The following is an 18069-nucleotide window of genomic DNA, read 5'->3' as shown; positions in this document are numbered from 1 at the left end:
CAGCCACCAGGCCACCAGCCACACCAGCAAATTTCTCAGCCGGCAGCGGCTCGCCAATCACACCGGTAGACGCCAGATATAGCTCATCCGCAGCAAACCCGGTTGCCTTTGAAAGGATGTCCGCTGAGAGCTCAACAGATGCGAGCCCCTTCTTGCCCGTAAACGCATTCGCATTCCCGGAGTTGACCATAATTGCACGCGCAACACCCTTGGAAAGGTTCTGCTTACACCAGTCAACCGGAGCACTCGTGCATTTAGATGTCGTGAACACACCAGCAATCTGAGCAGGCTCATCAAACACAGTCAGGAGAACGTCAGTACGTCCTTCATACTTCAGACCAGCTGCAGCAGTTGCCATTCGAACGCCCTTAACTTCCGGAAGTTCTGGATAGGACTTGGGTGCGAGTGGAGAAATGGTCGCGGACATGAAAACCTCCCGAAGAAAACTGTGTCTATGCAGCAAAAAAGTAGCCCCGGAAGGCCTAAGCCATCCGAGGCTACAAAAACAAGATGTTTTATTTCAATAATCAGCAAAGCTAATAAGCACTAGCCTATTATTTGCTTTCTTCAGCTTTCGCTTCATCAGCATCGGCACCGATGATTTCCACAGTGTTCTTGGCTTTCAGCTCTTCAAGCACCTCACGGAATTTCGTCAGAACCAGCTCCTGACGGATCTGACCTTCAGCCGTTTCAAAGGCTGGAGCGGACTGTGTGCGTGCTTCCTTGTTCAGGATTACGTGATAACCGAACTGTGTTTGCACAGGCTCTTTTGTAAACTCACCCGGTTTCAGAGCAAAAGCAGCTGTTTCAAACTCAGGGACCATCTGGCCTTTTCCGAAGAAACCAAGGTCACCACCGTTAGGGCCGGAAGGACCAGTGGACTTTTCCTTTGCAAGCTCAGCAAAGTCCGCACCACCTTCGAGCTGCTTAATGATGTCCTTCGCCTCATCTTCCTTCTCTACAAGGATGTGCGCTGCATTGATCTCTGGAGCACCCTGATAGTTGGCATACTCAGCCTCGTAAGCAGCCTTAACTTCGTCTTCGGTGATAGCGCTCTGAATGTACTTCTGGAAATACGCATTGCGAAGTGCACGCGTGCGTTCAAATGCCATTAAGCGTTTAAAATCATCAGTTTCTGCAAGTTTTTCTTCTGCGCCGGCTTCTGCAAGCAGGTTCATCTCAACCAACACATCGGTCAAAACCTTGCGCCATTCGGTTGGTGGAACACGCTGCAGCTGCTGCGCGTAATCTTGAGCTGCATAAGCAAGATCAGCTTCGGTAATAACGCTCTGGCCAACCTTCGCAACTGGCTTGTCCAGATCTGGAGCCGCATCAGCATCCTGTGCCTGCGCTGCACTCAGCCCAATAACCAGAGCAGCAACAGCAACTGAACTACCTAGGATCCCTGTAAATTTACGAAGCATAAGATCACTTTCTTTCCTGTTTATGGAGAGTTTAAAAAGAGTTGCAAAACAACAAAGCACTATATTGCGACGGCAACTGCCGTTGACAACCTTTCGGCCCACTCTTATCTCTCTGTCGCCTGCTTTTTTACTCGCAGGTGTTTAATATGCTGTGACCCAGATCAGACTCACAGAGTTTTGACTGGTTAGATCACGAATGTGAAGATTTTTAGGGCCCGACCGCGACGTGAAAAAACCGGCGCGCCCAAAGTAGGAAGGACCGCCACATGGTGGGGCTCGGCGCACTCGCTCGTAAGATATTTGGTTCAGCAAATGACCGTCGGATTAAGACACTCAAGCCCACAGTAGACGCTATTTCTGCTTTGGAGCCGGAAATGGAAGCTCTGACAGATGAACAGCTGAGAGCCAAAACTGACGAGTTCCGCGAGCAACTGGCAAACGGCGCTAAGCTGGACGACCTCTTGGTTCCGGCATTTGCAGTCGTGCGGGAAGCTTCCCGCCGCGTCCTTGGTCTTCGGCACTACGACGTGCAGCTCATCGGTGGTATGGTTCTCCATGCTGGAGAAATCACCGAAATGCGCACCGGTGAAGGTAAGACCCTTGTTGCAACGGCTCCAGTATACCTTAACGCATTGACAAGTAAGGGCGTTCACGTTGTGACTGTGAACGATTACCTGGCAACGCGTGATATCGAATGGATGGGTCAGGTTTACCGGTTCCTCGGTCTGACAACTGGTTTGATCGTACACGGCATCTCTGATGAAGAGCGTAAAGCCGCTTATGCAGCGGACGTCACATACGGCACCAACAACGAATTCGGCTTCGATTATCTTCGTGACAACATGAAGTATGATCGCGAGTCCATGTGCCAGCGCCCACATCATTATGCAATCGTGGATGAAGTCGACTCCATTCTCGTGGATGAAGCTCGTACCCCTCTGATTATTTCCGGCCCGCTGGAAGATCGTACAGACTTCTACAATCTCATCGATACATTTATTCCTCAGTTGACTGAAGAGGACTTTGAACTCGACGAGAAAGCTCGCTCCGCAACCTTCACCGAAGCAGGTAACGAGAAGCTTGAGCAACTCTTGACAGAAGCAGATCTTCTAAAGGGCGAATCGCTTTATGACGTGGAGAACGTGACAGCTGTTCACCATCTTCAGCAGGGTCTGAAAGCGCATAAGCTTTTCCAACGCGATAAAGATTACATCGTCCGCAACGATGAAGTCGTTATTATTGACGAGTTCACTGGCCGTATGATGCCGGGCCGTCGTTTCTCTGAGGGCCTCCATCAGGCTTTGGAAGCAAAAGAAAAAGCTGCTATCCAGCCAGAGAACCAGACACTCGCATCCATCACATTCCAGAACTACTTCCGCATGTACGACAAGCTGGCTGGTATGACCGGTACAGCAATGACGGAAGCTGAAGAGTTTATGGACATCTACAGCCTAGACGTGGTGGATATTCCAACCAACGTTGCTGTTCAGCGTGTCGATGACGACGATGAAGTGTACCGCACAGTTGCCGAAAAGTACGACGCCATTCAGGTACTCGTAGATGACTGCCATGAACGCGGTCAGCCTGTTCTGGTAGGTACAACATCCATTGAAAAGTCCGAGATGCTCGCCGAGCTGCTCATCAAGAACGGCTACACTCAGATCGATGTGTCAGACCCGCTCGGCTTTGCAAGCATGTACACCGGCAAGGATGCAGGTAAAAAGAAGGTCTTCGCAGTTCTGAACGCACGTTACCATGAGCAGGAAGCAAGCATCATCGCGCAGGCAGGTGTGCCTGGTGCTGTGACCATTGCAACCAACATGGCTGGCCGTGGTACAGATATCCAGCTCGGTGGTAACGTTGAAATGCGTATCGCGAACGAACTGGGCGACATGCCTGAGGGCGCTGAGCGTACTGCAAAAGAAGACGCCATCAAAAAAGAAGTTGAAGCGCTTAAGCAGAAAGCTCTTCAGGCTGGCGGCCTCTACGTTGTTGCAACAGAGCGCCACGAAAGCCGCCGCATTGATAACCAGCTGCGCGGTCGTTCTGGCCGTCAGGGTGACCCTGGTCACTCCAAGTTCTTCCTGTCTCTTCAGGATGATCTGATGCGCATCTTCGGTTCTGAGCGCATGGACTCCATGCTTCAGAAGCTTGGCCTGCAGGACGGTGAGGCAATCGTTCACCCTTGGATCAACAAGGCACTGGAAAAAGCTCAGCAGAAAGTGGAAGCTCGCAACTTCGACATTCGTAAGAACCTGCTGAAGTTCGATGACGTGATGAACGACCAGCGTAAAGTCGTCTTCGATCAGCGCCTCGAAATGATGGACCCTGAAGTTACTCAGGAAGCTGTTGTGGAAATGCGCGAAGAGTTCGTCGAAGATCTCGTTGCAGCACACATTCCAGAGCGCGCTTACCCTGAGCAGTGGGACACTGAAGGCCTTCAGGAAGAAGCACGAACAAAGCTGAACCTCGACCTGCCAATCATTGAATGGGCAAACGAGGAAGGCATTGCAGACGAAGAAGTCACCGCGCGCCTGAAGAAGGAAGCCAATCAGGTTATGGCGAGTAAGGCTGCAAACTACGGTCCAGACGTTATGCGTCAGATCGAGCGTGCAGTTCTTCTGCAAACCATCGACAACCTGTGGCGTGAGCATCTGGCGAACCTTGATCACCTGCGTTCTGCAGTTGGTCTGCGTGGCTACGCACAGCGTGATCCACTTCAGGAATACAAAACGGAGTCCTTCACTCTCTTTGAAAACATGCTGAGCACCCTGCGCCAGACCACTACATCACAGTTGATGATGGTTGAGTTGGTTCAGCAGCAGGCTCCGGAAACACCGCAGATGCCTTCCCACATGGAAGCACATCACACCAATCCTATGACTGGTGAAGACGAGATGATGGAAGCGGACCGCCAACTGGCTGAAGCACGTGCAGCATCTGCACCTGACGGTCGTGAGTCAGATGATCCCGAAACATGGGGTCGTGTAGGTCGGAATGAGCCTTGTCCATGTGGATCTGGCAAAAAGTACAAGCATTGCCACGGTGCACTTGTCTGATCCGACATTAATCAAGTTCAAGAAAGGGCTGCTTCGGCGGCCCTTTTTTATTACAGACGACCTCCCGCTTCACACCAAGGAAATCTGCACCAGAAAGGCAGGAGTATTCCCAAAACCTGAGAATGTTAATCTACGCTTCTTTCAGCTCTAATTTGTAAGAAGCGGCAAAACATGAACACTTCAAGCACGCTCGATTTTAACAAGGTCCTCCGACAGCTCACCCCAAAAACTAAACTGGAAAGAACACGAGCATCCGTTGAAGTGCATCTCGGACAGCGTATTGAAGCATTCTACGCACCTGCAAAAAACAGCTATCTGGCTCAACTCTGCGATGTGTACGGCAGCGACAAAGGCACCAACTGCCCGGAAACCACCCAATTCAACTGGGAGCCTCACACTTACACCGATTTCTACAGCATGATTTTCGATCATTGCCGAGACAAGATCACAAACGTGCTCGAATGCGGCATCGGTACGAATGACACCAGCTGCCTTTCAAACATGGGCAAAGAAGGCAAACCCGGCGCTTCCCTTCGCGTCTGGAGAGACTATTTCCCAAATGCTGAGATAACCGGCCTCGACATTGACGAAAAATGCTTATTCTCTGACTCTCGCATTCAGACCTATCAGGTGGATCAGACCAGCCCGGAAAGCATCTCAGGCTTCAAAACCGCCGCAAAGCCAGAGCCCTACGACCTGATCATCGATGATGGCCTCCACCATTACGAAGCGGGGATTGTCTTCTTCGAGAACATTGTAGACCTGCTCGCAAGCAATGGCGTTTACATGATCGAGGATGTGAACCGGCACGACATTCATCGCTATGCCGAGTACTTCCAAAAGCGGGAAAGTGAATTCAGCTGCCGCTGCCTCCTGCTCTATCGCCAGCATGTCAGCCTACGCGACAACATGCTCGTCATGATCACCCGCAAACAATAACCCTCCCCACACATCATCCTCTGAAAAGCCAGACGTTGACGACTCAACATTACTTATTCTAGTACTAGAATATAATTTTATTCTAAGGCTAGGATAGTATGTCTGAAAGCCTCACTGACAGCGAACTGCTCGTCCTCGGCCTTGTCTCCGAGATGCCCCGCCATGGCTATGAGCTGGAGCAGGTCATAGAGCAGCGAGGCATGCGCGAGTGGACGCAAATCGGGTTCTCTTCCATCTACTTCGTGCTGGGCAAGCTGGAGAAGAAAGGCTTTGTCACTGCAGAAAAGCCCACTGGTGTTAAGGCAAAGAAGAGCTTCCTCATGACAGAGGCAGGCCGCCAAGCTCTCATTGCACAAACCCTCTCAGCTATCACAACAGTTCGTCCAACATACTCATCCCTCCTCTTGGGCATGATCCATTGGCCGACGCTGCAACGAGACCAAGCCCTTAGCGCCTTAAGCGAGCGTGGCAAAGTAATACAAAAAGAAATCTCCCGAATTGAAAACATCCAATTAGACCAACAACCTTTGCCTGATCACGTCGAAGCCCTCTTTGACTACTCCATCACTCAGCTCAAATCAGAGGCCGACTGGCTTCAGAAAACTCTGGACTACATGACCTGCAAACCATGGAACACATGAGGACATAGCTATGACAACAACCGATTTCAGAGACAGGCTCTATGAGTTATATCGGCCACCAAGCGACTGTTTTACATTTGTCGATGTTCCCGACATGCAATTCGCTATGATTGATGGACATGGCAATCCTGAAGGAGAAGCATTCGCCCAGGCGATTAAATGGCTTTTCACCGTGATCTACCCCATCAAGCTCGACACAAAGAAACGACTTGGCAAGCGCTTTGTGGAACCACCTATAGAGTGTCTGTGGTGGGCCGACGATGTGACCGATCTCATCACCGGCAACAAAGACAAGTTGAAGTGGCGTTTGATGATTGTCCTGCCTCACTGGACCGATGACACCCTCTTCGCTCAAGGCGTGGAAACTGCAATAGAGCGTCTCGGAGAAAAACCAGCATCATTGCAAAGAGGTATTCTGACAGAAGGCCGTTCAGTCCAGATCCTTCACAAGGGTCCTTATGAGGATCTTCGCAATGTTTGCGCAAAACTTCATCAGGAGTTTCTCCCGGAACATTCTCTGAAACCTAACGGACATCATCACGAAATCTACCTTAATGACTCAACCCGAACAGCACCGGAAAAGAGAAAAACGGTCATCAGGCAACCTGTGATCTAGGTGCTGTTTCAAACTTCCATCTCGGGCTCGACAAAGAATTGCAAGCATCATCAAACCAAAAGACGAGAAACAACAGCACTTTACAACTTAAGAATTCCTAGGCGATACTCCGCTACTATCCTGAGAAAACAAAACGAGTGGCAGCGGAGATGTTAGCATCCGCGTCTCAGGAGCAAAAGATGACCTCAGATTTGTCTGGGAATGCACTTCATCAGTTTCTAACATTGATGTTAGTGAGCAGCATTTCAATGGGAATGCTAACACGGCCAGCCACGGCACAATCAGAAACCCTACCCTCTTCACAAAAGGATCAGGCGCCGGTCTCAGACACGGCCTCTGAGCAACCAGCCACTCCCCAGGCACTTAAAGTGCCCCCCGGCTACTACAGTCAGGTAGACCAAAGCCTCGGCGTCCTACTCTCCATCTACGATGCACCATCAGACGATGCAGCTGTTATTGTTCAACTGCCTGGAGATACAATCCTCAACTCCGACGGTCAACAAAAGCGGGTTGACGATCTACGCTGGCAACATGTCAGCCTCGGAGAGATAGAGGGTTGGGTTGAAGCCCAAAAGCTGAAAGCCGCCATACCCGTCCCATTCACCGGGACAAATCTGCCAGTTCTGGGTGTCTGCGGAGGAACTGAGCCGTCTTGGAGTATTGAGTGGAACTCCAGCGTCGTAACTTACTCGAACATCACCGGACTGCTCCATCGTGTCCCGTTTCAGTCAGTAAAAGCAGAAACAGACAAGAACACTACATTGCTTCAGGCAGGTAATGAAAGCATCGATCTAAAAATGACCATCTCCGAGAAGCAATGCACTTTCACCCCATTGGACTCTTTCGTCTGGGGAGAGGCCGTCGCCACCATCACACAGCCTGGACAAAAACCATTGACACTCAAAGGGTGCTGCAGACCAGTCTCAGATGGCTACCGCTAAACCGTATCTATCCGCCCAATAAAAAAAACCCGGGTCACCCCGGGTTTAATTCTCTTAGCCTGTCGATCGTGACTTAGTTCACGACAACCTTGGCACCGATATCGACATGGTCATAAAGATAGGAAACATCTTCGTTGAACATGCGGATACATCCGGATGAAACAGCACGACCGATGCTCCAGTCCTCAGTCGTACCGTGGATACGGTAGATGGTAGCACCTAGATACAGCGCACGCGCACCCAATGGGTTGTCTGGACCGCCCTTCATGTAACGTGGAAGGGTACGGCCTTTTTTCGCTTCACGACGGCGCATTTCTTCCGGCGGTGTCCAACCCGGCCATTTTGCTTTGCGGGTGATACGCTCGGTACCATTCCACTCAAAACCTTCACGGCCAACACCGATGCCATAACGCATCGCTTTGCCGCTTTCCTGCACGTGGTAGAGATAGCGTTCTTCGGTATCAATGATGATGGTACCTGGCTTCTCATTAGTGCGGTACGTGATCAGCTTACGCTTGAACTTACGGCGAGCTGAGTTGGATGCCATAGCAGGAGAATCTGGGAAGATGTCCCATTGGCGTGTGTCTGGATTCCACAGCTTGCCCGCGCTTGCCGGTGCTACAAACACAAAGCTAACCAACGTACAAATGACAGCAAATATTCCCTTGCGAAGATGTCCTCGCATCGTCACCCCCTGAAATTGGCGATAGCCCCTGACCCTGCGGGACCTGTCGAATTTTAAAAATAAATCAGCGCCGAGAAAGAACAAACTCTAACAAAAAAAATTCTCGGACCTCTGAGTTTCCATATGTTTCAAATTGAGACTGATTATCAACATCTGATAATCGATATCCAAGCAAAACCTCACTTCCGCGGGTCATTTGTTTCACTTTTTTCAATTTTCCTCATGCCAAGCAAAATTTTCGCTCAATTCTATCGGTTCGTCCGCTGATAAAAAAATCCTGCCTTAGCCTAAGTCACAGGTAAACCTCTGAATGAAAGGGGCATATAATACGGCCAATGGGAGGCCTTATATGAATATCGATAGTATCCAAGATGTAACCTGCCTGCCTTTCACCGCCTTTGGCCCTGAAAGCGCAGAACCAATTATTTTCATCCATGGCTTTGGTGGCGACGCCAGCACATGGCGCAATATTCAAGTTCAGTTAGAAAACAAACGTCGCACAATCGCGTTTGACCTTCCTGCTCACGGACGTGCACTGGCCGATTTTGAGCCATGCAACGCTGTGGGCTCAGCAAAAGCCGTCGTGAAATCTCTCGATGCGCTGAAGCTCGACCGCGTCCACCTAGTCGGTCACAGCATGGGCGGTGCAATTGCAACACTGATCGCCATGCGCAGCCCAGAACGCATTGCAAGCCTCACTTTGCTTGCTCCGGGCGGGTTCGGTCCAGAGATCAACGCAAAGCTTCTACGCCGTTACGCAGTTGGCCAAACAGAAGCAGAACAACAAGTGCTGCTGGAACAATTTGTCGGCCTTGACTTCGAGCTTCCGAAGAAATTGGCAGACTATGTGGCCACGCAGCGTTCCACTCCGGGCGCTGCTGAAGCACTCAAAGCTGTATCAGGCCTTATTCTGGAAGGTGAAAGTCAGGGCGTACTGCCAACTGGTAAACTCGGCGAACTGCCAATGCCAATCAAGGTGGTCTGGGGCACGCAGGACAAGATCTTGCCAACCCGCCAATGCCATAAACTGCCAGGACCAATCGCCTGCCACGTTTTCGATCGTGTCGGCCACATGGTTCACATGGAGATCCCGCAGGAAGTGATCCGGCTTATTCTGGAAAACACCCGCTAAAGCCAACATCCAACCTTTGTGCTGAGGTTTGACTAAAAAAGCGTGCCGGAGCTCTCTCTGGCACGCCTTTAAGATCGTCGACTTAAGCTGGTGGAAGCAGGCCGTCTTTCCACTCCTGCCCAATCACCCGGCGCGCCATCATGTGCGAACGCGGATGGTTGATGCTATCAACCGCAATCAGCTTGCCTTTTTCCAGATACGCGACATAGAAACTGTCGGAACTTGTATCCCCCACAAGCACAGCCTCATCGTATCCATTAGACAATCCGGCAATCTGCAGCTTGATATGGTGCTGGTCAGACCAGAACCACGGCAACGGGTCATAGTCGTGACTGTGATCATGGTCGGGATCAGTCAACGCAACTGCGACAGCTTTTGCCTGATCAATTGCATTTTGAACGCTCTCCAGACGAATGCTACGACCATAGCGCTCTGAGAAGAAGCGAACACAATCGCCGCAAGCATAAACATCCTCGTGAGAGGTCTGCCCTGCTCCATCAACCAGAATGCCATCATCCACGTCCAGACCAGCGGCCTCTGCAAGCTCCGCATTCGGCACAGCACCAACAGCAGAAAGTACCAGATCACACGGAATTTCACTGCCATCAGCAAGTTTCACGGAAGAAACTTTGCCATCAGTCCCTTCAATGCTGGTCACACCGGTTCCGCAAAAGAGTTCCGCTCCATTGCCGGAATGCAAACCATGGAAGAACGATGAGATGTCGGGCGAAACCACACGCTTCAGCAGACGCTCCTGCGCTTCCAGCACAACAACATCCAGCCCCATGCTCTTTGCAACAGCCGTCACTTCCAGACCGATATAACCGCCACCGATAACAACGAGTTTCTTGCCAGGCACAAAGAGTTGCTTGATGAGCTCAACATCACCAATGGAGCGAAGCGTCACAACGCCTTCCAGCTCCGCACCCGGCAATGGCAAATCGCGAGCGCGGGTTCCGGTTGCAAGCAGCAACTTGTCCCAACTCACCTCTTCACCGCTTGCCAGCCTGACACTCTTCTTCTCCAGATCAATGCTATCAACATGCGCATTGACCTTCAGATTGATATTGTTGGTTTCATAAAACGCTTCTGGACGAATAAACAGCGCATCCGGCGCCACATCTCCACTCAGAAACTTCTTGGAGAGCGGCGGGCGTTGATAAGGCGGCTGAGGCTCGTTTCCAAGCATCACAAGCTCACCTTCATATCCCTTTTGTCGAAGAGTTTGTGCGGCCTGCACACCTGCTTGCCCAGCACCCACCACAACAATCTTATTAATCATTCTCAAAACCCGTATTAGCCGCAGACAGAAAACACAGCAGATCCGTATTGTCTGCTTTGCTCAACAAACCCGTACCGCAAAAGCAATGTGGCGCTTAGCCCTGGCAAAAACCAGAGCAAGCGCCACATTTAAAATGAAAATTTGTGAAGATCTTAAGGTCGTATCGCTGAAAAGTGCCTTGCGGTTTTCAGAAAAAGATACGCCGGGCAAATCCCTAAAGCAGTTTGAAGCCATCGAAACGAAAGCAAACTGCTTTAGGCAGCGCGCACTTTTTCAAGGAATGCACCAACAGTATTGTTGATGTGATCTGCCTGACGAGAAAGCGCGTCGGCAAGATCAGACACTGTACCGCCAGTGCTACGTGCATTACTGGATGCATTTTCAACCATCTGCATTGCACTCGCTCCTTCTTGCGAGCTTTGCGTCGCATTCGCCACATTTTCAGTAATCGACTGAATAGCTGCGTTCTGCTGCTCAACAGATGCTGCAACAGCCGCCGCGATCTGGCTCATTTCGTGAATAACATCACTCACATCGCCAATAGCGCCGACCGCTTCCGCTGAGGCTTCCTGAATGGAGCCAACCTGCTGTGCAATTTCCTCAGTTGCCTGAGAAGTCTGATTTGCCAGCATCTTCACTTCAGATGCCACCACAGCAAAGCCTTTGCCATGTTCACCCGCACGGGCTGCTTCAATGGTCGCGTTCAGAGCAAGCAAGTTCGTCTGGTTCGCAATATCACGAATGAGCCCAACAGCCTCACCAATACGATTTGCTGCATCACTCAACAGATTCATGGTCTCAGCAGTCGCTTTTGAACCTTCAACCGCTCGGTCTGCAACGCTCGTTGATTGCTCAGCCTGTCCCGCAATCTCGTTGATGGACATGGCCAGCTCTTCCGTCGCAGCAGATGCGCTGGAAACATTCTCAGCAGCACTCTCAACGGCACGACCAGCAGATACGGCTTCTTTCGATACGTTGTCTGCAGCAGATCCCACATCATTAGACGCTTCACCAAGCCCATCCGCAGCGCTGTGCAGACTACTCAGCGCTTCAGCAACGGTTTGCTCGAAGCCAACAATGAGATTATCAACTTGCTCGGCACGGGCCTGTTTCTCAGCATTTTCATTATCTTGATGATCCTGCAGCTTGCGCCGCTCCTCAATATTGTCGCGGAACACCTGCAGTGTCTGCGCCATGGCGGAGATTTCCCTACCGCCTTTATTGAGAGGGATCACAGCTGACAAATCATTCTTCGCCAGCAATGCCATAGCATTACGCAACGCATTCAGATTACGCAAAATACCGAAGATTAGGAGAGAGCCAAGAATGAACAGCGTTAGCGCGATACCACCAACTGCAATGCCCAGATAAAGGTTTGTCTGCTGTGTGGTCGCCGTCAGGCGCGCCTGCGCATCATTCGCACCCTGCACCGCAGAGTTTTTCAACTCATCAAGCCGTGGCGGAAGAAGGTCAAACAGATTCGCCAGCAGCTCAGAACTCGTCGCCCGCTTATCAAAGGCCTTAGAGTAAGCCTCAAACGCCTTCTTGTAGGCCAGCATATTGGTTTTGACCTTCTCAGCAACAGCCGGGTCAATTTGTGCTCGCGGCACGGTGCGCTCATAACGGGAGAATGCAACTTCAAACGCACCCAGAGAATTTTGGCTACCCGTAAGCGCATAGTCCAGTTGCGCACGCGCCAGATCACTAAACGTATGCATCAGCTTCAGCGTATTAGGGTCTTTGCTACGTCTGTGCTTTTGTTTAACAGCGGATTCTGCCTGAGAAAGCGCGGCGGACAGCTCTTTCTGCAAGCCACGGTCCGCATCATATCCAAGCGTGGACTGGTAGCCATGCAACATCTCAAAGGCACCACTGATTGCATCAACGGTATCCCGCGCATCGGAAATTTCGAGGAAGTAATCCATGGCAACCGGAAGAGTACTCAGTTCCTGCAACTCAGTCTGCGCTTCACCAACCAACGTGTCGAATCGACTTTTCAGGCTGTCGCTCGGCACATTTTCATAATCTTTTTGTGTCGATTGCAGCACACCCGCGGTAATTGCAATCGTCTGGCTCAGCTCAGCAAGTTCGGTGTATTCTTTCGACTGCAGAAAGGCAGCCTCTGTTTGCTGTTGGCTCCAAAGATAAACAAAGCCAACACCACCAAATCCGATAAGTGTCAGAATACCAAGAGCAATTGCCCGAAACCGAATACTTACATTTCGAGTTAACGAGAAAACTTTATTTCCCGTAGAAGAAATAGCCCGCTTCCAATTTACTCGCATCGGAGACCCCTAGACCGATAAAATTACTAATAGTATTTTTAATTATTCCTCACAGGTATAGGTTCAAATCGTTTAAAGATTACAAATAATGCATCGCACAAATGATTTTGTTGCTCAGCCCACCCAGCGTCATGTGCTAAGGACGCATAAAAATAAGACACACCATTGCTCTCGCTTACCAAATTAGTTCCCATTATCTTCGTTTTGCTCTGGTCCACCGGTTTCATCGGTGCACGCCTTGGAGCGCCCTACTCAGAGCCTTTTGCGTTCTTGAGTCTCCGCTTTCTGCTCGTCCTGCCGTTGATGGGCATCATTATCTGGTTGTCTGGCAGAAGCTTTGCTTTAACGCGCCAGCAGGTCCTCCATGCCGTCATCACAGGCATGCTGGTCCATGGCATCTATCTCTCGGGGGTCTTCTGGGCCATCGACAACGGAATGCCAGCAGGCGTAACCGCTCTCATCACTGGTCTGCAGCCTTTCATCACCGGCACACTCGCATATTTCCTGCTGAAGGAAGATGTGACGCCGCGCCAATGGATCGGCCTGGCCGCCGGGTTTGTCGGTATCGTGCTGGTGATCCTGCCTAAGATGGGAAGCGGCGTTGCGCAGATCCCTCTTTGGACTGTTGCAGCCGCCTTTGTGGCAACCCTTGGCATCGCCTTCGGCACCACATGGCAAAAGCGTCAGCCATTGAATACTGATCTGGTCACAGGCATCTTCTACCAGTATTTCGGCGCCTTGCTCATAACGCTGCCGCTGTCCATGACGGAAAGCTGGGTCATCACCTGGTCAGGAGATCTGATCTTCGCGCTGGCATGGCTGGTCATTGTGTTGTCTGTGGGAGCAGTCCTGCTGCTCATGTACCTGCTCCAGCATGGAGCCGCGTCGACAACAGCAACACTGTTCTACCTGACACCCGTCGCAGCTGCCGTCGAAAGCTACTTCCTTTTCGGAGAGACGCTCAACTTCATTCAGCTGATTGGCATGGCAATCGTTGTGGTAGCAATCGCGGTTTGTCGGCCAAAGCAGAAAGCTTAAGCTCAGCCTTCAGCATCAGAAAAAGGACCAGCCTCAACACGCTGGTTCACACGGCGAACACGCATTAGCGCCGCATTAAACTCGCCACCCAGAATAAAGATGACGGCTGTCAGATACATAAAGATGATGGCCGTCATAATACCAGCTAGACCAGCATACAAAGACACATAGTTCGCCCACCGCGCCAGATAAGCACCAAAGGCTGTACCAGCAATAATCCAGAGGATCATTGTCAGTATAATACCGGGCAACACTTCAAAGAAGCTACGACGGCCAGCCGGCAGATACATATGAGCTGCCAGCAGAGCAAACATCAGCAACAAAGATGTGATGCCATAACGGACAATATTCGCCTTGTAGCTGAACTGCTCCATAACCGGTGCCAGATGAACAGCCCATTCCCAAGCCAGCGGACCAAACACGATCAGGAACGTTGAAACCATCAAAACAGCCGTTCCAATCAGAACCGCCAGAATGGATTGTGTTCGGCAGAAGAACCAACTGCGATTATCTCGAACACGATAAGCACGGTTCAACCCGACTCGCATGGCCTCAACGCCATTGGACGAGAACCACAGCGTGACGACCACACCAAAGGTCAGCAAATCACCACGCGGCTGAGTGAGAACGGCTTTGATTTCACCGGAAACAGGGCCAGCCACACGTTCGGGCCAGACATCAAAGATCAACTCCGTCGCACTTTGTGCAACCGAGTTCAGACCAAGAAAACCAGAGAACGCCGCCACAAATATCAAAAATGGAAACAGAGCCATCAATGATGACAAAGCCACATGGCTCGCCACTGCATAGCCATCATCAGAGTTGAAATGCCCGAGAGCATCTGCAAGCACCTGATACAATTTTCCCCAAAGGCCACGTTTCTTCATAAAACTGATCTGGTCTGTTTCTCTGTAAGTTTCAAGTTAGATAATAGACGGGACTTCAAGAAATATTCATGAAGAAAGCTCCCACCTTTAGGGCATTGCACAAATACACATCCCATTTAAGTTTGCAGTGCACAATGACCGAGTGGATTGAGGGAGGCAAGCCGTGTCGGAAACGGTGAATACAATAGAACAAGCAGTCGCACCATCGAAAGAAACACGTGCTCAGGCGCTACAATCTCTTGAAGCTCTGCTTGGCATCGCGCGCAAAAACGTAAAACTGCGCGTATTGAAAGATGGCCGCATCGCCTCCGCTCTCATGGAGCAGGAACAGCGTGCCACCCACGGTCTTGCCTGGCTTGCAACTTATGTGGAAGCCCTCAAGCAGCTGAACGCATACGGCGAACGGCTGGAAACCGAAGGCACCTTCGGCGAAGTGGAAAGCCTGATCCTGCGCATAGGCCTTGCAGAATACACCGCACAAGTCTTTGGCGGTCTGCCAATGAGTCAGGGCGAAATACTTCGCCTCTCTGACCTAGGCATCAGCCGCAGCGAAGCAAACAGTCATCACACCGAAGCTGTTGAAGCAGTCATTGCAGACGGCACCCAACCAGCCCTGCGCACGCGTCTTGCAGAACTCATGCAGCACGCAGAAGGTCAATCCACCATCGGCGCAACGGGACTGGACGAGACCTACGAGCAAATTCGCGAAGAGATGCGAAAGTTTGCCGAAGCAAAGGTCACTCCGTTTGCTCACGAATGGCACCTGAAAAACGAATACATCCCCCTTGAGATCATCAATGAGATGGCAGAGATGGGCGTATTCGGCCTGACGATTCCGGAAGAATTCGGCGGCATGGGTCTTGGCAAAGAATCCATGTGCGTGGTCTCAGAGGAACTCTCCCGAGCCTATATCGGTGTTGGCTCCCTTGGCACCCGCTCCGAAATTGCAGCAGAGCTCATTCTCGGCGGCGGTACGGAAGAACAGAAAGCCAAGTGGCTCCCACGCATCGCCTCTGGCGAAACTCTGCCAACCGCAGTCTTCACCGAACCAAACACCGGCTCAGACCTCGCATCGTTGAAAACACGCGCAGTTAAAGACGGCGACACATGGAAGGTCTCCGGCAACAAAACATGGATCACCCACCCGGTCCGTGCCGACATCATGACCTTGCTCACCCGCACCAAGCCGGAAGAGCCTGGTTACAAAGGCCTGTCCATGTTCATCGCGGAAAAGCCTCGCGGAACAGATGAAGAGCCATTCCCGGCTGAAGGCATGTCAGGTGGTGAGATTGAAGTTCTCGGCTATCGCGGTATGAAGGAATACGAAATCGCGTTTGATGGTTTTGAAGTCAAAGACGAAAACCTGCTGGGTCAGGTGGAAGGTCAGGGCTTCAAACAACTCATGCAAACCTTCGAGTCCGCCCGCATTCAAACTGCCGCCCGTGCAATCGGCGTCGCTCAATGTGCTCTGGACCTTGGCCTGCGTTATGCGCAAGAGCGTGTCCAGTTTGGCAAGTCACTCATCAACTTCCCGCGTGTATCTGACAAGCTCGCCATCATCGCCTGCGAAACCATGATCGCCCGCCAGCTCACCTACTTCTCTGCTTGGGAGAAAGACAGTGGCCGACGTTGTGATCTGGAAGCAGGCATGGCGAAACTACTGGGCGCACGCGTGGCCTGGGCTGCAGCAGACAACGCACTGCAGATCCATGGCGGCAACGGCTTTGCACAGGAATACCCGATCTCTCGCGTACTCTGCGATGCACGTATTCTCTCAATCTTTGAGGGGGCAGCAGAAATTCAGGCGCAGGTAATCGCACGCCGTTTGCTGGATGAAACCGAGCTGTAAAGCGTTTTCCCGAAAAGAACAGGAAGCGCGACTATTTCCGTCGCGCTTCTTCATAAACTGAGAGTTCAAGGCGCTTATCCATAAGCGTCTTTCTTATTTCAAATCGCTCGTCAGTCTTGGTCGCAGCTTTAAGCTGATCTTCCAATGTGGAGATCTCGCGGCGCAGAGTCAGTTCTCCCTGAATGCTACCACCAGCTCCATTCACCACACTCATTTGTGCGCTCTGAGCGAAATTTGTCCCGGACCTTCTGGGGATAGGTTTTCCCGCACCTTCAAGGTGATCCATAGAACCATTCATCTGTGATCGGCGAATTTGCTGCTCGATTAGTCGATCCATTCCCATAAACAGACCTCTATCCTTTGTTTTTCTTAGATCAATTTCTCTGATGACTGTGGCTGCAACATGTTCATATGCAATTTTTCTAAATTTTTTTGCTGAATACAATTAACTTACAATCGGGCCAAATTATCGATTTTATCTTTACGGTAATAAATCCACCATCTCCGGTTGCATTATGCAATTTGCACGGTACATTTTAGTTAAATTTTTATTTAATTTATACCGAACTGGAGAGCGCGATGTTGCGGCCTCTTATTTTTGCAAGTCTTATCGTGGGCTCAGCACTGGCATTAGCTGGTAGCACCTGGGCACTAACCCAGACCCGCACCGTTGGCCCGGGCCTTACTCAAATCAGTGCCCCCTCTAAGAATGCATTGAAACCAATTTCCACCGATAGCAAACTCATACGCTATCCAGCAAAGTCCTCTCTGAAACCACTCAAAGCAAAATCAAAGCTTGTACGGCTTGAGCCCAAATCAAAGCTGATCCGATATCGAGTGAAAACAGCGACTAACACTATTCCAGCTAAACCAGCATCATTGGCCTACGCGCATGTAACTGGCGCCCTCAGTTATGTCCCGCGTCAGGAACTAGACGAACTGCTCGCCTTCCTGAACAAGGACATCTATCAGCTGACAGGAACCCACTCAGCAGCAGGCTTAGTACACCAAACCTCATGGCGGCTGGAGAGACAGAGCAGTCAGATAATGAAGAACGTCTCCTCCTACCTGCCCTAAGTGGTTCTACTCATAGAGACGCGTGCACCAGTACGGCACCTCTCCCAATCAACCCATCAAGTCAGGCAGCCAGCGGATAGCTTTCTTCCACCAGATACGGTCCGCCGCCCACTGCCGCTTTTGCTGAGAAGAGCACAAACCGCCCAGCGGTGAATGCAGGCGCTGAGAATTCACCACGTATCTCGAGCCAATGTGCCAACTCTGCAGGGGATGT

Annotated in this window: 16 protein-coding genes and 1 pseudogene; 9 read left to right on the top strand and 8 right to left on the bottom strand. The window is 51.0% G+C overall.

Annotated elements, in window-relative coordinates:
- Positions 1-427, bottom strand: a 427-nt coding sequence (locus PsW74_RS29645; RefSeq protein WP_244277849.1) for a bifunctional ornithine acetyltransferase/N-acetylglutamate synthase, incomplete at its 3' end; no start/stop codon positions are given.
- Positions 428-554: 127 nt separating this feature from the next.
- Positions 555-1424, bottom strand: a complete 870-nt coding sequence (locus tag PsW74_RS08795) for a peptidylprolyl isomerase (RefSeq protein WP_057463472.1) — start codon at positions 1422-1424, stop codon at positions 555-557.
- A gap of 266 nt (positions 1425-1690) precedes the next feature.
- Between PsW74_RS08795 and secA the strand changes: the two genes are divergently transcribed.
- The 5 genes from secA to PsW74_RS08770 all read left to right on the top strand — a co-directional run bounded on the left by secA (position 1691) and on the right by PsW74_RS08770 (position 7620).
- The gene (secA, locus tag PsW74_RS08790; protein WP_063286046.1) at positions 1691-4483 is read left to right on the top strand and encodes a preprotein translocase subunit SecA; all 2793 of its coding nucleotides are present in this window, start codon (positions 1691-1693) and stop codon (positions 4481-4483) included.
- A 171-nt stretch (positions 4484-4654) separates the two neighbouring features.
- The gene (locus PsW74_RS08785; RefSeq protein ID WP_208987908.1) at positions 4655-5422 is read left to right on the top strand and encodes a class I SAM-dependent methyltransferase; all 768 of its coding nucleotides are present in this window, start codon (positions 4655-4657) and stop codon (positions 5420-5422) included.
- 98 nt (positions 5423-5520) lie between these two features.
- Entirely contained in the window at positions 5521-6063 is a 543-nt protein-coding gene (locus PsW74_RS08780; RefSeq protein ID WP_063286047.1) for a PadR family transcriptional regulator, read from the top strand.
- 10 nt (positions 6064-6073) lie between these two features.
- Positions 6074-6679, top strand: coding sequence for a GyrI-like domain-containing protein (locus PsW74_RS08775; protein WP_063286048.1), 606 nt, complete (start codon positions 6074-6076; stop codon positions 6677-6679).
- Positions 6680-6927: 248 nt separating this feature from the next.
- Complete coding sequence (locus PsW74_RS08770) at positions 6928-7620, top strand: hypothetical protein (protein ID WP_208987907.1); 693 nt, start codon at positions 6928-6930, stop codon at positions 7618-7620.
- A gap of 73 nt (positions 7621-7693) precedes the next feature.
- Here the strand turns inward: PsW74_RS08770 and PsW74_RS08765 are convergent, their stop codons facing one another.
- Positions 7694-8305 (bottom strand): L,D-transpeptidase, encoded by a 612-nt coding sequence (locus tag PsW74_RS08765; RefSeq protein WP_057463476.1) that lies wholly within the window; start codon positions 8303-8305, stop codon positions 7694-7696.
- A gap of 349 nt (positions 8306-8654) precedes the next feature.
- On the opposite strand from PsW74_RS08765, the gene PsW74_RS08760 reads away from it, so the two are divergent.
- Positions 8655-9437 (top strand): alpha/beta fold hydrolase, encoded by a 783-nt coding sequence (locus PsW74_RS08760; protein ID WP_057463477.1) that lies wholly within the window; start codon positions 8655-8657, stop codon positions 9435-9437.
- Positions 9438-9519: 82 nt separating this feature from the next.
- Here PsW74_RS08760 and PsW74_RS08755 read toward each other — a convergent pair whose 3' ends face one another.
- Positions 9520-10719 (bottom strand): FAD-dependent oxidoreductase, encoded by a 1200-nt coding sequence (locus PsW74_RS08755; protein ID WP_063286049.1) that lies wholly within the window; start codon positions 10717-10719, stop codon positions 9520-9522.
- A gap of 254 nt (positions 10720-10973) precedes the next feature.
- Positions 10974-13004, bottom strand: coding sequence for a HAMP domain-containing methyl-accepting chemotaxis protein (locus tag PsW74_RS08750; RefSeq protein ID WP_063286050.1), 2031 nt, complete (start codon positions 13002-13004; stop codon positions 10974-10976).
- 204 nt (positions 13005-13208) lie between these two features.
- Between PsW74_RS08750 and PsW74_RS08745 the strand changes: the two genes are divergently transcribed.
- On the top strand, positions 13209-14042 hold the full coding sequence (locus tag PsW74_RS08745) for a DMT family transporter (protein ID WP_063286434.1): 834 nt from the start codon (positions 13209-13211) through the stop codon (positions 14040-14042).
- 2 nt (positions 14043-14044) lie between these two features.
- Here PsW74_RS08745 and PsW74_RS08740 read toward each other — a convergent pair whose 3' ends face one another.
- Positions 14045-14929, bottom strand: a complete 885-nt coding sequence (locus PsW74_RS08740) for a YihY/virulence factor BrkB family protein (RefSeq protein WP_063286051.1) — start codon at positions 14927-14929, stop codon at positions 14045-14047.
- 175 nt (positions 14930-15104) lie between these two features.
- Between PsW74_RS08740 and PsW74_RS08735 the strand changes: the two genes are divergently transcribed.
- Entirely contained in the window at positions 15105-16778 is a 1674-nt protein-coding gene (locus tag PsW74_RS08735) for an acyl-CoA dehydrogenase family protein (RefSeq protein WP_063286435.1), read from the top strand.
- Between the two features lie 31 nt (positions 16779-16809).
- Here the strand turns inward: PsW74_RS08735 and PsW74_RS28325 are convergent, their stop codons facing one another.
- Positions 16810-17223, bottom strand: coding sequence for a DnaJ family domain-containing protein (locus tag PsW74_RS28325; protein WP_208980966.1), 414 nt, complete (start codon positions 17221-17223; stop codon positions 16810-16812).
- 134 nt (positions 17224-17357) lie between these two features.
- On the opposite strand from PsW74_RS28325, the gene PsW74_RS08725 reads away from it, so the two are divergent.
- Positions 17358-17855: a hypothetical protein gene (locus tag PsW74_RS08725; protein ID WP_063286052.1), complete on the top strand. Its 498-nt coding sequence runs from the start codon at positions 17358-17360 to the stop codon at positions 17853-17855.
- Positions 17856-17916: 61 nt separating this feature from the next.
- Here the strand turns inward: PsW74_RS08725 and PsW74_RS29640 are convergent.
- A pseudogene (locus PsW74_RS29640) lies at positions 17917-18069 on the bottom strand (RNA 2',3'-cyclic phosphodiesterase); the annotation flags it as partial.

It is taken from the genome of Pseudovibrio sp. W74 (assembly GCF_001623085.1).
Classification (GTDB): Bacteria; Pseudomonadota; Alphaproteobacteria; order Rhizobiales; family Stappiaceae; genus Pseudovibrio.
The sequence above is the reverse complement of the archived record's forward strand: the minus strand, read 5'-3'. Positions and strand labels throughout refer to the sequence as shown.